At 28.9% G+C, this 14605-nt stretch carries 15 protein-coding genes, 1 tRNA gene and 1 pseudogene; 4 read left to right on the top strand and 13 right to left on the bottom strand.

Annotated features, from left to right (window positions below; genetic code table 11):
* Positions 1-264: 264 nt before the first annotated feature.
* The 3 genes and pseudogenes from Q0V24_RS15720 to Q0V24_RS15715 all read right to left on the bottom strand — a co-directional run bounded on the left by Q0V24_RS15720 (position 265) and on the right by Q0V24_RS15715 (position 3572).
* The gene (locus Q0V24_RS15720) at positions 265-2754 is read right to left on the bottom strand and encodes an ATP-dependent Clp protease ATP-binding subunit (RefSeq protein WP_297522896.1); all 2490 of its coding nucleotides are present in this window, start codon (positions 2752-2754) and stop codon (positions 265-267) included.
* A 122-nt stretch (positions 2755-2876) separates the two neighbouring features.
* Positions 2877-2981: pseudogene (locus Q0V24_RS17135) on the bottom strand (hypothetical protein); the annotation flags it as partial.
* Between the two features lie 201 nt (positions 2982-3182).
* Positions 3183-3572, bottom strand: a complete 390-nt coding sequence (locus tag Q0V24_RS15715; RefSeq protein ID WP_297522894.1) for a UvrB/UvrC motif-containing protein — start codon at positions 3570-3572, stop codon at positions 3183-3185.
* A 153-nt stretch (positions 3573-3725) separates the two neighbouring features.
* Between Q0V24_RS15715 and Q0V24_RS15710 the strand changes: the two genes are divergently transcribed.
* A complete protein-coding gene (locus Q0V24_RS15710; protein ID WP_297522892.1) occupies positions 3726-4367 on the top strand; it encodes an MBL fold metallo-hydrolase in 642 nt (213 codons plus the stop codon).
* 76 nt (positions 4368-4443) lie between these two features.
* Here Q0V24_RS15710 and Q0V24_RS15705 read toward each other — a convergent pair whose 3' ends face one another.
* From Q0V24_RS15705 to Q0V24_RS15670, 8 genes are all read right to left on the bottom strand, one after another.
* Positions 4444-4614 carry a 4Fe-4S binding protein gene (locus Q0V24_RS15705; RefSeq protein WP_297522889.1) on the bottom strand — a complete coding sequence of 57 codons (171 nt, stop codon included), beginning with the start codon at positions 4612-4614 and terminating at the stop codon, positions 4444-4446.
* A 121-nt stretch (positions 4615-4735) separates the two neighbouring features.
* Entirely contained in the window at positions 4736-4960 is a 225-nt protein-coding gene (locus Q0V24_RS15700; protein ID WP_297522887.1) for a heavy-metal-associated domain-containing protein, read from the bottom strand.
* 19 nt (positions 4961-4979) lie between these two features.
* The gene (locus tag Q0V24_RS15695; RefSeq protein ID WP_297522886.1) at positions 4980-5888 is read right to left on the bottom strand and encodes a stage 0 sporulation family protein; all 909 of its coding nucleotides are present in this window, start codon (positions 5886-5888) and stop codon (positions 4980-4982) included.
* A gap of 1 nt (position 5889) precedes the next feature.
* Positions 5890-6849, bottom strand: coding sequence for a DNA polymerase III subunit delta' (locus tag Q0V24_RS15690; protein WP_297522884.1), 960 nt, complete (start codon positions 6847-6849; stop codon positions 5890-5892).
* 20 nt (positions 6850-6869) lie between these two features.
* Positions 6870-7199, bottom strand: a complete 330-nt coding sequence (locus tag Q0V24_RS15685; protein ID WP_297522882.1) for a cyclic-di-AMP receptor — start codon at positions 7197-7199, stop codon at positions 6870-6872.
* A 261-nt stretch (positions 7200-7460) separates the two neighbouring features.
* A complete protein-coding gene (locus tag Q0V24_RS15680; RefSeq protein ID WP_297522881.1) occupies positions 7461-8054 on the bottom strand; it encodes a guanylate kinase in 594 nt (197 codons plus the stop codon).
* Positions 8055-8075: 21 nt separating this feature from the next.
* Positions 8076-9506 (bottom strand): aminotransferase class V-fold PLP-dependent enzyme, encoded by a 1431-nt coding sequence (locus tag Q0V24_RS15675; RefSeq protein WP_297522879.1) that lies wholly within the window; start codon positions 9504-9506, stop codon positions 8076-8078.
* Positions 9507-9831: 325 nt separating this feature from the next.
* Positions 9832-10188, bottom strand: a complete 357-nt coding sequence (locus Q0V24_RS15670) for a sigma factor G inhibitor Gin (RefSeq protein ID WP_297522877.1) — start codon at positions 10186-10188, stop codon at positions 9832-9834.
* Between the two features lie 140 nt (positions 10189-10328).
* Here Q0V24_RS15670 and Q0V24_RS15665 point away from each other — a divergent pair, with 140 nt between their 5' ends.
* Positions 10329-11531 carry a M20 family peptidase gene (locus Q0V24_RS15665; RefSeq protein ID WP_297522875.1) on the top strand — a complete coding sequence of 401 codons (1203 nt, stop codon included), beginning with the start codon at positions 10329-10331 and terminating at the stop codon, positions 11529-11531.
* Between the two features lie 89 nt (positions 11532-11620).
* Here the strand turns inward: Q0V24_RS15665 and Q0V24_RS15660 are convergent, their stop codons facing one another.
* Positions 11621-12136 (bottom strand): hypothetical protein, encoded by a 516-nt coding sequence (locus tag Q0V24_RS15660; protein WP_297522873.1) that lies wholly within the window; start codon positions 12134-12136, stop codon positions 11621-11623.
* Positions 12137-12494: 358 nt separating this feature from the next.
* Here Q0V24_RS15660 and Q0V24_RS15655 point away from each other — a divergent pair, with 358 nt between their 5' ends.
* Both Q0V24_RS15655 and Q0V24_RS15650 read left to right on the top strand, forming a co-directional pair.
* On the top strand, positions 12495-13439 hold the full coding sequence (locus Q0V24_RS15655; protein WP_297522871.1) for a magnesium transporter CorA family protein: 945 nt from the start codon (positions 12495-12497) through the stop codon (positions 13437-13439).
* A 12-nt stretch (positions 13440-13451) separates the two neighbouring features.
* Positions 13452-14390, top strand: a complete 939-nt coding sequence (locus Q0V24_RS15650) for a magnesium transporter CorA family protein (RefSeq protein ID WP_297522869.1) — start codon at positions 13452-13454, stop codon at positions 14388-14390.
* An 81-nt stretch (positions 14391-14471) separates the two neighbouring features.
* Here Q0V24_RS15650 and Q0V24_RS15645 read toward each other — a convergent pair.
* Positions 14472-14545: transfer RNA gene (locus Q0V24_RS15645), tRNA-Cys, on the bottom strand.
* Positions 14546-14605: the final 60 nt, after the last annotated feature.

The following is a 14605-nucleotide window of genomic DNA, read 5'->3' as shown; positions in this document are numbered from 1 at the left end:
GCTCTCGCTGCATAAATTGCTGCTGCAAGACCTGCTGGACCTGAACCAACTACAACTATATCAATATTTTTAACTTCTTTTGCCATAGTTATTCTCCTCCATTCAAATGTTATTTTACATACCCCCTACGGGTATCTTTATTAACATTATAGCACCAATTTTTTAATTTGCAAGTACCATAAAAAAACCTCCATTCATAGATTTAACTAAAATGGAGGTTATAATACTTATTAATTTTAATATTTTACTTGATAATTTTCTATATTATAGGCTTTTTTCTGTATTAACACATATTTTTTGAATTCTTTTCTTAAATATTATTTTATCCATCTCAACAAGTACATCTAAAGAATCACCACTCTTAATTTCTCCAGATAAAATTTCTTCACTAAGTTTATCCTCTAAATGCTTTGTAATAACTCTTTTAAGCGGTCTTGCTCCATACTTTAGCTCCGTTCCTTTTGAAACAAAAAACTTTTTACTTTCTTCACTAAAAGATAAATGTATCTCATGTTCTCTTAGCTTTTTCTTTGTACCTCTAAGCATTATATCTACTATTTTAAGCAAATGTACTTCTGTTAATGAATGGAATACCATAATATCATCTATTCTATTTAAAAATTCAGGTTTAAATGTTTGTTTTAATTCCTCCATAACTTTCTCTTTCATTTTTTTATACTCATCATCATCATGATGTTCTGTTATAGAGAATCCAACCTTATTTTGTTTGTTAATACTATGAGCACCTAAATTAGATGTCATTATAATTATAGTATTAGTAAAATTAACAACTTTTCCTTTACCATCTGTAAGTCTACCATCCTCTAAAATTTGTAGAAGAATATTAAACACATCTGGATGTGCTTTTTCAATCTCATCTAAAAGGATAACAGAATATGGGCTTCTTCTTACTTTCTCTGTAAGCTGACCACCATCCTCATATCCAACATACCCTGGTGGTGAACCTATAAGCTTAGAAACACTATGCTTCTCCATATATTCTGACATATCAATTCTTATCATATAACTCTCATCACCAAATAAATTACTTGCAAGTGCCTTACAAAGTTCTGTCTTACCAACACCTGTTGGCCCAAGGAAAATAAATGAACCAGCTGGTCTATTCACATCCTTAAGTCCAACTCTTGACCTCCTTACAGCTTTTGAAATTGCTTCTATTGGTTCTTCTTGCCCTATTATTCTAGTTGCTAATGTTTTTTCTAAACTTAAAAGCTTATCAGCTTCTTTTTGAGTCAATTTTTCTACAGGTATTTTAGTCCATCTTGATACAATATTAGCAACACTATTAGAGTCTACTATATTAACTTTATTAACCTTATTCGTTTTCCATTCTTCACTAAGGTCTATAAATTTCTGCTTTAACTTCTTCTCTTCATCACGAAGTCCTGCGGCCTTTTCAAAGTCTTGCTCTAATATAGCCCTGTCTTTTCTATCTGATATTTCCTTAATATCATCCTCAGCCTCTTTTACATTTGGTGGTACTCTAAAATCATCAATTCTGACTCTTGCCGCTCCCTCATCTATAAGATCTATTGCCTTATCTGGAAGAAATCTATCATTTATATATTTTACTGATAAATCAACTGCTGCATAAATAGCCTCATCTAAAATTTGAACATTATGATGATTCTCATAATTTTCTCTTAGTCCTTTTAAAATAAGAATTGTTTCACTCTTACTTGGCTCACCTACTATAACAGGCTGAAATCTTCTTTCAAGTGCTGTATCTTTTTCTATATGTTTTCTATACTCATCAATAGTAGTAGCACCTATACATTGTATTTCACCTCTTGCTAATGCTGGTTTTAATATATTAGAAGCATCAATTGCCCCCTCAGCACCTCCTGCACCAACAATAGTATGAATTTCATCTATAAATAAAATTACATCAGGATTTTTTTTAAGCTCCTTAATAACATTTTTAAGTCTATCCTCAAACTCACCTCTGTATTTTGCCCCTGCAACCATAGCGGTTAAATCTAATGAAATAATTACCTTATCCTTTAAATTTCCAGGTATAGTTCCATCTACAATTCTTTGTGCAAGACCTTCCGCAATAGCAGTTTTACCAACCCCTGGCTCTCCTATTAAGCAAGGATTATTTTTTGTTCTTCTACAAAGTATTTCAAGGACCCTTTGAGTTTCTTCTTCCCTTCCAACAACTGGATCTAATTTTTTATCAAATGCGCATGCAGTAAGGTCTACACCATACTTTAAAAGAACTGGTATATCTTTTTTTTCTCTATCTCTTTTTTTACGCCCTTCATCTTTTCTTTTTATTTCAGTTGAAAACACATCATCACTTAAATAGTCCTTTAATGTTTTCTTAAGCTTTATAAAGTTAGCATTAAGATTATAAAGAATAATATATGCCACCCCCTCTTTATCCTTTAAAAGTGTAAAAAGAATATTTTCAGCTGACGAATATTGTGCCCCTTCTTTTCTTGCCTCTAAAATACTCTCATCAAGTATTTTTTTACTTCTTGGTGTAAATGGAATATCTAATATATTATAGTCAACATCTCCAACACCTATATAACTTTTAATAAGCTCTGTAACATCTTCCTCTGTAATATCAATATCTACTAAAAACTTTTTTGCCTGTGTATCAGTTCTATAAAATCCTAAAAGTATATGTTCCGTACCAACATAACCATGCTTGAGCTCTTTTGAAACATTTTTTGCTTCCTCAATTACCTTTTTAGCATCCTCCGTAAACTTATCAAAAAACATAAATTTCTCCCTTCTTTTATACTTTATATTGTATTAATATTTCTCTAATTTTAGTTGCCCTTAATATCTTTTCTTCATTCTCATTAATTTTTTCTTTTGATAAACTTTTTATATTATTATACTTAGTTGTTAATAATAAATAATTTAAAGTACCTATAGGTTAATGCCTCTAAATCATTCATTATTTCTTCTTCTGTAAGCCCAAGCGTAATTCTATTAGAAAGTCTATATAAATTACTCTTCCCATAATTTTACTTTTTAAACTTATACGAAGTATTTTCCAAAAAACTTTTAGAGATTTTTTCTGCTAACCTACGTCCATTTTCAGTAGTTAATTTCCCTAGAAATACCTTTCCATCTATATTCCTATATATATAAATTTCATTACTCATCAATACATTAGTATTCAAACTTTTATCAAACATAACTCATTCACCACCATTGTTAGTTTTAATAGTTCTAATTTCATCACGTATAATAGCTGCTTTTTCATACTCTTCAAAATTTATTGCTTCAATTAATTCTTCATTTAAATAAGCTAAATCTTTCCTAAATTCCTCATATTTTGTGCCACACTCTTTACATTCAACCTCATAAGATATATTTTTCCTATCCTCTTTATGCCCAACATAATCTACTAATCCACTTAAAATTTTATTTAAATTGAAGCAGTTTAAATCATCCATCTCAGACTCAAGCACTACTTCCTTATCTTCATTTGCACAGACTTCACACAACATAAAAAACTTTCTATTCCCCTCAATTGATTTTACAGGCTTTACTGTTGCACTCTTCTTTTTGCATTTATCACACTCCATACTATTTAAACTCCTTTGTTAAATAAATCTTTTTCAAATTAAATTCCTCTATACATATTTTTATCCAAATTTATGATTTAAAACCATAATTGTCATGTTTAATTTAATTAATAAATGTTAATAACTATTAATATGTAGTAGGAGGTTATCATTATGAATATTTACTATTTAGGACACTCATCATTTTTAATAAAAACTAAAAATGGAAAAAGAATTTTAACAGACCCATTTAAAATTAATTCATCACTTGAAAATATTGATATTATAACAATCAGTCACGCTCATTTTGACCATTCAGATACAGAAAACCTTCCCATTGATTCTAAAATATTAAATTTCGCATCTGACTTTGAAAATAATTTTTGTAAAATTAAAACTTTTAATAGTTATCATGATAACTCTCTTGGACTTAAAAGAGGGCCTAATTTAATTTTCCACTTCATAATAGAGAATATAAGCCTTTGTCATCTTGGAGACCTTGGCCATATGCTTGATATATCTATTCTCAAAGAACTAAAAAATATAGATATTCTCTTTATTCCTGTAGGTGAAAACTATACTCTTAACTTGAAAATTTTGCATAGAATAATTGAAACAATACGCCCTAAATTTATTATCCCCATGCATTACAGAACTTCTGATACCGACTTTTCATTAAATTCTCTTGATAAATTTCTTTTAATATTTAAAAATTATCAAAAAGAAAAATTAGATACATTTTTAATTCCAGAAAATTATTTAAAAGATATTAAGACTAAAATAATAATTTTAGATAAAACTAAAATAGAAGTTTAGTCTATAAACTAAGCTCCTATTTTTTTATAAAAAAAAAAGAAAGAATCTATTAAGATTCCTCCTTTAACAAACAATATTAGTCTTCTACTGGTGATCCAACTGGACACACACTAGCACATGCTCCACAATCTATGCATATATCTTGATCGATAACAAATTGTGTATCTCCATCTGATATAGCTGAAACTGGACATTCAGCCGCACATGCTCCACAACTGATACATGTATCTTCTATTTTATAAGCCATTCCAAACACCTCCAATAATTTTTTTCCTAACAATACAAGGATTATTTTAACACATATCTAGTAGCAATAAAAGATATACACTAAACTTTTCTTTTATTTTCCATTAAAGTTTTTATTTTCCTTATTTTAACTTTCCTGAAATACTTTTCACTCCATAGCCTAAACTTTCTACCACATCTAAAACAACATATTGAGTTGTATAAAAATCATCATATACTACATTTGCACTATTTTCAGCAAGCTTAATTTCTACTGCTAAAATCCCCTCTTGGTTTGCTAACGCATTCTGTATCTTAACAACATCATCTTGTGAATTTAAATTAGATAACTCCATTTTTATATTCATAATCAAACAAGCCTTCTTTCTATTCTTTTTTTAATATATTTTTAAGTACAGCTTTATCTGTACTATCTGTAATTTCAAGTTTTAAATCATTATCAAACTCATCAGCCTCATACTTACCTGAAATTAATGTAATGTCTTCTATCTTATAACTTTCGATAAATCCATCATCATTATTTGTCTTAATCTTAACCTTAACACTTTCCTTAACTGCACTATTATAAATAACTTCTCCTCTACCATCACAAGTCTCAACAATAGAGCCCACTTTTGGAAGATTCTTTCTAGTTTCCTCATAAGTACTTTGTTCATAATTTAAACAACACATAAGTCTTCCACAAACCCCAGAAATTTTAGTAGGATTTAAAGATAAATTTTGCTCCTTAGCCATTTTAATAGAAACTGATGCAAACTCTCCAAGAAAAGTTGAACAGCATAAAGGTCTTCCACAAGGCCCAAGCCCACCAACAACTTTAGCTTCATCTCTAACACCAATTTGTCTAAGTTCTATTCTAGTTCTAAAAATAGTAGCAAGCCCCTTTACAAGTTCTCTAAAGTCTACTCTTCCATCTGCTGTGAAATAAAATATAACTTTATTATTATCAAAAGTATACTCAACATCAATTAAATTCATATCAAGTTTATGTTCCTTAATTTTTTCCTCACAAATATCAAATGCGTCCTTTTCTTTAGACTTATTAACTCTATGATTTTCTTTATCTTCATCAGTGGCAACTCTTATTACCTTTTTTAGTGGTGCTATAACTTCTTCTTCACTAATCTGTTTAAGAGGTATCACACACTCACCAAACTCAATCCCCCTTGCTGTTTCCACAACAACATAATCACGCTTTTTCACATCTAAATCACACGGATCAAAATAATATATCTTTCCAGCCTTTTTAAATCTTATACCTACAACATTTATCATATTATGCCTCCAACATTTTTCTCATCATATCATTAAAAGTTAATGCCCTATTTGTATTACTAAGTAAATTAATCCTAGTTTCATCAACGATTCCCACAAACTCTTTTAACTTTTTATATGACATTAAGTTTGCAAGTTCCTGTATTTCTATAATCTTATCACTATTTATAATAAAAGATTCATTAGCCATTTCTTTATACAAAATAATATCCCTAGTAAAAGAAACAAATTGCTCTAACAAATCATCATTTTTTCCAACTAAAATCTTAGCAACTTCATTTTTAGACCTAGACTCAAAATAGCCTGTATACTCTAAAATATCTTTTTCACTTCTTTTAGAAATAGCTAAAAGTATATCTAAAATAAAATCTCTAAGCATTCCAAATCCCTTATCATTAACAAACTTATCTATTCGTCCTGGTATACCCTGACTAAATGCAATAAGTGCCTTTTTAGTATCTTCATCTATAAATTTGTATTCCCTATTAACAAATTCCAAAAGATCAACACCGCCAAGTGGTACTAGCTTACATATTTGGCATCTAGACTTTATAGTATCAAGTATAAGATCTAGACTTGTTGTTAAAATTATTATGTAAACTCCATTTGGTGGTTCCTCAATAGTTTTTAAAAGTGCATTTTGCGCCTCTGTTGTCATTTTCTGCCCATCATATAAAATAATAACTTTTTTATCTCCCTCATAAGGTTTTTTATTAACCTCTGAAATTAACTCCCTAACATGAGAAATCTTAAAACTATTTTCAGTAGTTTTATACTCAATAATATCAACATGACTCCCTCTTGGCTCAATCCCAAGAATAACTTCTGCAAATCCTTTAGCAAGAAAACTTTTTCCTATTCCATCTTCCCCAACTATAAGATGAGCATGAGCAAGTGCATTTCTACTTTTGCTAAGTATAAATCTATTTAAAATTTTTCTATGTCCTATAATATCTCTCAATGCACTACACATCCTCTTATTTAAAATTTCAAGTATTTATCAACATCAACTACAAAAATAGTTGCCCCTCCAACCTCAATATCAACTGGGTATGGTACAAATATCCCTGCTGGTTCTGGCATTGGCTCCACAATTGGGACAGCTCCTTTTCGTCTTTCACAATTTTCTTTAATAACAGCAATTGCGCTATCAACTCTATCTTCTTCAAGCCCAATTAATAAAGTAGTATTTCCTGACTTTAAAAACCCACCCGTTGTAGCAAGCTTAGTAACAGTATACCCTTTTTCATTAAGCTCCTCTACTAAATCTAAAGAATCATCATCTTGAACTATAGTTATTATTAACTTCATCCATTGCCTCCTAAATGCTCATTTCAGCAAAAGTTTCATATAAAACATATATCATCTAAAATATATTTCCAAAAAACATAAATGATTATCCATCTATAATAAAAATTATACCATTAAATACTTAATATTAAACATTTTAATTAGCTTCAAACCAAATATCCATCTCAAATTTATCTAATTAATAAAATTAAAATTACTTTTTTAAACTATCCATAATATAAATTAAAGCGTGTAACTAAAACAAATTACACGCTTTAAATCTTACTCTATACTCTCTATAATAAAATCCTTAATTTCATCAAGTGCTTTATCAAGATTATAATTTTCAAATTTTCTACTAACTCCAGCACTCTCTAAATTAGACTCACTAAAATCAGCACTATCTGAAATAAACCTTCTACACATTTCTTCATACTTAGGCATTGATTGCTCTCTTTCTCTCTCTAAAGCTCTTTGAAGTCTTAATCCATCATCTATTTCAATATAAACAGGTAAAACATTTTCACCCCCATAATACTCCCTAATCCCAACAAAAGATTCAAGCGTACTAATAATAAGATAATTTTCATTTGAACTCAAATCAATTTGCCCATCATCTATGGTACTATAAAACCACTCTCCATGAGCTGTATTATAACATCTAACTTCAATAACCTTCCCTCTACCTGTCCAAACCTCGAGCCCATCTTTATTAATGAAAAAATACTCAACACCATGTGTTTCATTATTTCTTATAGGTCTAGTAGTATAACTAACTACCTCTTTAAGATTATGTGTATTCTCCTCAACAAGTAATTTAAAAATAGTGTCCTTTCCTGAACTGCTCTTTCCCATTATGCAAAAAATTTTTCCCATCTTTTCCTCCAGATAAATATATTAATTAGTAACAACCAAAAGTTTATAATTATCAACGCCAATAAGAGTAACTCCATCAGCAATATATTTCTTCATAAACTCAATATGTCTACTCTCAATTCTCTCACCCATCATAAGAAGTGGTACCCCAGGTGGATATGCAATAATAGTATCTCCACAAATGCACCCTTCACATTCATCAATACTAATACTTTTCTTATTTCTAATCAAAGCCTCTGATGGAATCATCACCATCTCTGGTATATCTAAATCATAAAACCCTTTTTCTTCACCTATTAAAACACTCTTATCACAATTTAACAATGCCTTTTCTAACATTTCAAAATCCTTGTCAGTATTAAATGGTGAAGGAATTAAAATAACATTTCTCTCATCACTCATCTCAGCCTGAACTTTATTCTCTCTTAAATAATCAAGTAACTTATGTCCACTAAGCCCTTTTGAAACATGCAATACAATTCTACTCTCATCAAGTTCAATCTCACTAGACATACTAGCAAAAAACTCTCTGTCAACAACAGTAACATATTCAAGATTTTTAATATGTGATTTAAAATTATTTATTCTATCTAATAAACTATTATACTTAGCAAAGGCCTTATACTCAAGAAAATATCTACTATACTCAAGTGACATTAAAAACATATAAGATGGGCTTGTACTCAAAAACATCCCCTTATATAGCTCCACATTACCAACTAAACTTCTATCATTAACATGCATATAAGCAGTTTGTGTAAGACTAGGAAGCGTCTTATGAGCACTCATAATAACAATGTCAGCTCCCATATTTTGAGCTGACATAGGTAACCTATCATTAAACCCAAAATGAGCTCCATGAGCAGAATCAACTAAAACCTTCAACTTATTTTCTTTACAAAAACTTATAGTACTAGCAACATCAATTCCAACCCCATAATAATAAGGATAAGTTAAAATAATCCCTCTTGCATCTGGATTTTCACTAACAACTCGCTCTAAATCTATTCTATCAATCGAAATTGGTGCTTTAAACTCATCATGAATTATATTCTTCACAAAAATAGGCACAAGTTTTCTTAAAACAATCGCATTCATAATACTTCTGTGACAATTTCTCTCGATAATAATTTTATCACCTTCATTAAAAGCAGCAAAAATCATAATTAAATTTCCCGAAGTGCTACCATTAACTAAAAAATAAGATTCCTCACTACCATAAATATTCGATAACTTGTCCTGCGATTCTTTAATACATCCCTCAGGTTTATGAAGATTATCAGTCCCATCAAACTCTGTAATATCACCCTTCAAAAAAAGTTCTGCTAAATTATCTCCAAAAAATGCTTTACTATACTTATGACCCGGCATAGAAAATGGAGCAATATCCTCTTTTAAATATTCATCAATAACTTTTATTAAAGGTAACTCCTTTAATACTTCATCTATCATAGTTAAGCCCTCCTAGTAAAATATATCTTTATACTCTACCATTATTATATCAAAACTTTTCCTAAATTGAGATTATCACAACAAGTTATTACTAATCTAACTTTTCTCCACAAAATTATCCATAAAATAATTTTAAAAATTCTCTTTAAAAAGCCTAAAAAATACTATATACTTAAAACTTCATTAGAAAATCATCTCTACTTATTAATATCTAAAATCTATCCACAGAAAATCTAAAAATTATTTTCAAAAGTTATCCACAGGCAAGAATATTAAAAATTATCCACAGAATTTTAATAAAAAAAAGCTAATAGAATAACTTCTACTAGCCAAGATTTTTAAGTTTACCAACAACACTTCTAAATATTTTCTCCTTATAATCTGTATAAAACTCTGATCTAATATCAGCCTTGACAGCCTTCTCTTCACAATCTAAACAAATCTTCTTATCCATTATTACAATTCCACGACACTTAGTTTTACCACATATAATACAAATCATATCTAAAACTTGTTTTTCATCATAAGATTTATACTCGCTAATTATAACTTTATTATTCTCTACAATATCAATTTCAGATTTAATTTCAATAACATTTTCTTTATCTAAATTTAAAATCTCAGCAATATCATCACAGTCTAAAACTTTTTCATTAATCTCATCTAAATTATTATTTTCCATAAAATATAACACCCCTTAAAACAATCTATCTCTAATTCTTACCACCCAGTAAAAATATATACATAATTAACATAAATATTTTTTTAAATTATTGTAAAAACTAAAAGTATATATAAAATTGAAAGGTGGTGAAAACTCAATTGCCAGCCGGCATTGAGAAATTTATGAAACAAGATGCTATTTCCTACTTATCAACAAAACAAGATGAGTTAATAAACCTTTCCACTCAAATACTTAACCTTGCAGAAGAAAGTTATAATGAACATCAAAGTACCAACCTTATATGTAACTACTTAGAAAGCTACGGATTTGAAATAGAAAAAAACTATCAAGATATCGACACAGCTTTTAAAGCTACATTTGGAACTGGACATCCTGTAATATGCTTACCCTGCGAATATGATGCGGTAGAAAACAAAGGACATTTAACAGGTCATAATTTACTTTGCCAAATTCAAATTGGTGCTGCTATATCCCTTGCACATGTTCTCCCAAAAATAAAAACAGAAGGTACCATAATAATACTTGGATGCCCAGGAGAATATTTAGGCGGAACAAAAGAAACATTTTTAAAACAAGGAGTATTTGATGATATAGATGCAGTCTTAAGTATACAGCCCAACACAATAAACTGTTCCATTGAAAACTCAGCTGCAATAATACCAATGAAAATATCATTTAAAAGTGATTATAAATTAAGCTTCTCACAGGATTGTGAATACAACTCACTAGATGCTAGTCTTATGCTATGTAATATACTAAAAGTCTTAGAGAAAGGTATAAATTGTTTAGGCTCACAAATCGATTATGTAATATCAGAAAGTACAAAAGATCCTTTTGTAAAAGCAAATGATAGTACAATTAAACTGCTAATAAGATCAAAAGAAATGAACCAAGCTAAAAATATAAAAACTAAAATAAAATCAATAACTAACTATATAGGCTCATTACTTGATGTACAAGCAGAAACAACCCTTTATCAACCACCAAGTCATTCATTAAACCCAAGCCCCACACTTTCCCGTATGTTCACACATAACCTAAAAGAAAGTGGAATTATAAATATAAAAGAAAATATAACACTACATGATGGGTTAAGTCTTGGAAATATTAGCAACAAAGTTCCAACAATAAGCCATCTTATAGCTATTGTTGGTGAAGATGACCTTGTTAAATACGGAACATTAGACTTTGCAAAAGCAACCCTCACACCACTTGCTATTGATACAGCAAACAAAGTAACATCTGCTATTTTTTGTACAGCAATAGATTTATTAGAAGCTCCACATCTTTTAACAGAAGCTAAACTAGAAGTATCAAAAAGAAAATGTGACCTTTATTAAAAATATAGATTTTATATTAGCATATAAAAACCTATAACACAAAAAAATCCAGAGTTGTAAGGTTATCCCTACTAACTCTGGATTATATACTAAACATACATTTTATGCTCTTCAATTCTTAACTTTAACTTTTCAATTTTCTCAACAAAATTATTACTAGCCTCAAAATAAAATTTCTTAACTTTACCATCAACTTCATATACGCAACAATATTTATCTTTAGACCTAATTGAACATGTATATTTTTTGCACCTACATGCTTTAAATTTCTTTATTTTACTCTCATCTCTTCCAACGTAAAGAATATTCCCAACTTTTATATTTTCTAAAATACTTTGATTTCTTTCAGTAACCTTATGAACTATTAATTGATCTGCAATAACAGAATATTTATAACTTGTACTACTATTCTTAAATAACAACAAAATAGCTATAACAGTTGCCACAATAAATATAGGATCAGTCACAACCTCTAGTCTAGTATCTTCCAACCTAACTTGTCCCACAACTCCTGAAACAAAAATCATAAAACTAACAAAAACAATGCTCTGTACAATTGCAACTGATATTTTATGATTTCTAACCTCTCTTTGCATAATACCCATAATATAATCCCCCGAAATTTTTAATATAAAAAACAAGATGATTCGATTATACTAATATATCACAATTAAATCTAAGCTCTTTTCAAGGCAAAATCGAGCAAATTAAAGCAGTACTGATCATTTAAATAAACTATCTCTCTATATTACCGTATATCTTCAAAAGTCTCTGCTTTTCTAATCTACATAACATTTCTTCATAACACATACATATTAATAAAATACTTTGTTAATTAAACAAGGAAAAAAAGATTAAAATAATATAATTTTGCCGTTAAATTTATATAAGACATCTTAGATATACCCTTTTTTTTTGCTATAATTAACTTGGATAAATAAACTTAACTAAGGAGATCATATAATGATTCAAATATTCAAAACTCAAAAAGACATTAGTAGTACATTAAAATCACTTAATACACTTGAAGATGGCTGTTGGATAAATCTTATATCTCCATCTGAAGAAGAGCTCGTTTTAATATCAAAAAAAACTGCAGTATCTCTTAATATGTTAAAAGCAGCTCTAGATGATGAAGAAATATCTCGTATAGATAAAGAAGATGAAAATATGCTCTTTGTTATAGATATTCCATTTACAGAAACAGAAGAGAATACACTTACATACGATACATATCCACTAGGAATAATACATAGCAAAAATTATTTGATAACCGTATGCCTTAAAAATAGTAAAATACTTTCTGATTTTTCACAAAAAAAAATCAGATTATTCTCAACCTATAAAAAAAATAGATTTACACTTCAAATAATACATAGAATTTATGCTTATTACTTAATATACCTTAGACAAATAGAAAGAAAAAGTTCATTAATCGAAGAAAAATTATATAAATCAATGAAAAACCGTGAATTAACTCAGCTTCATTCACTAAAAAAATCATTAGTATATTTTGCAGCCTCACTAAAATCAACACAAATAACACTCGATAGAATACAAAAATCTCATATGTTACAAGATGATGCAGAAGATGAAAAAATGCTTGAAGATATACTTATAGAAAATCAACAAGCTGTAGAAATGACAAATATTTATACTAGAATTTTATCTGGTGCTATAATGTTTTCATCTTCAATAATTTCTAATAATTTTAATAGAGTAGCAAAAATACTTACATCATTGACTACAGTATGCTCTCTTTACACAGTAGCAACTGGAATATATGGAATGAATGTTGTCTTACCACTTGAACAATCAAAATATGCATTCATTATAGTTATGGGATTTACATCCCTAATAGCTCTAATGTCTCTTTATATCCTTGATAAAAATAACTTACTAAGATAAGGAGGTACCCATATGATACAAATTTTCAAATCAGATGATGCTGGTCTTTTAAATAAAATTGATAAAATTGAAACTGGAAGCTGGATAAATCTTATTAACCCAACTAGAGAAGAATTAGATCTTGTTTTAAATGAAATAGAAGTTGAACCAGAATTTTTATCTGCTGCACTTGATGAAGAAGAAAGTTCTCGTATTGATATTGAAAATAATGAAACTTTACTTATATTTGATATACCATATTCCGAAGAAAATGACTCTGGATTAATTTATGATACTTATCCACTTGGTATAATTTATACAGATCAAGCTCTAATTACAGTTTCATTAAAAGAAACTGACATAATAAAAGATTTTATAGCTAATAAAATATCTAGTTTCTATACTTTCAAAAAATTTAGATTTATATTGCAAATTTTATATAGAGTTGCTTCTTATTATTTACTATATCTTCGACAAATCGAAAAAAAAAGTATATTCCTTGAAAAAAAACTTAATAAAACTATGAAAAATGAAGGTCTTATTAGACTACACTCCCTTGAAAAATCATTAGTATATTTTTCTACTTCATTAAAGGGTAATCAAGTTACTTTAGATAAGCTTTTAAAATTAGAAAGAATTCAAAAATATGAGGAAGATAAAGAACTTTTAGATGATGTTATCATAGAAAACAAACAAGCTATTGAAATGACTGATACATATGCTGAAATTATATCTAGTACTATGGAATACTTTTCATCTGTAATATCAAATAACTTTAATAGCGTAGCTAAAATACTAACTTCTATAACTACTGTAATGACTATATATGGTGTTGTAGCAAGTACATATGGTATGAATATTCCTCTACCACTTCAAAACTATCCTCATGCATTCTCAGTAGTTTTAATAGCAACAACACTTTTTACATTTTTTATAATATATTTATTAAATAAAAAAAACATGCTTAAATAAAAAGAGCTTTGCTCTTTTATCTAAGTATGTTTTTCTTTATATGCAAAAAAACTCCAGTAAAAACTGAAGTTTTTTAATCTATGGAGGCGCCACCCGGATTTGAACCGGGGGTAAAGGTTTTGCAGACCTCTGCCTTACCACTTGGCTATAGCGCCATAGATGGTGGCCCGAACCGGAATCGAACCAGTGACACGAGGATTTTCAGTCCTCTGCTC

It is taken from the genome of uncultured Clostridium sp., from assembly GCF_947039605.1.
In the GTDB taxonomy this organism is placed as follows: domain Bacteria; phylum Bacillota; class Clostridia; order Clostridiales; family Clostridiaceae; genus Sarcina.
This window is presented reverse-complemented; position numbering and strand designations above follow the sequence as displayed.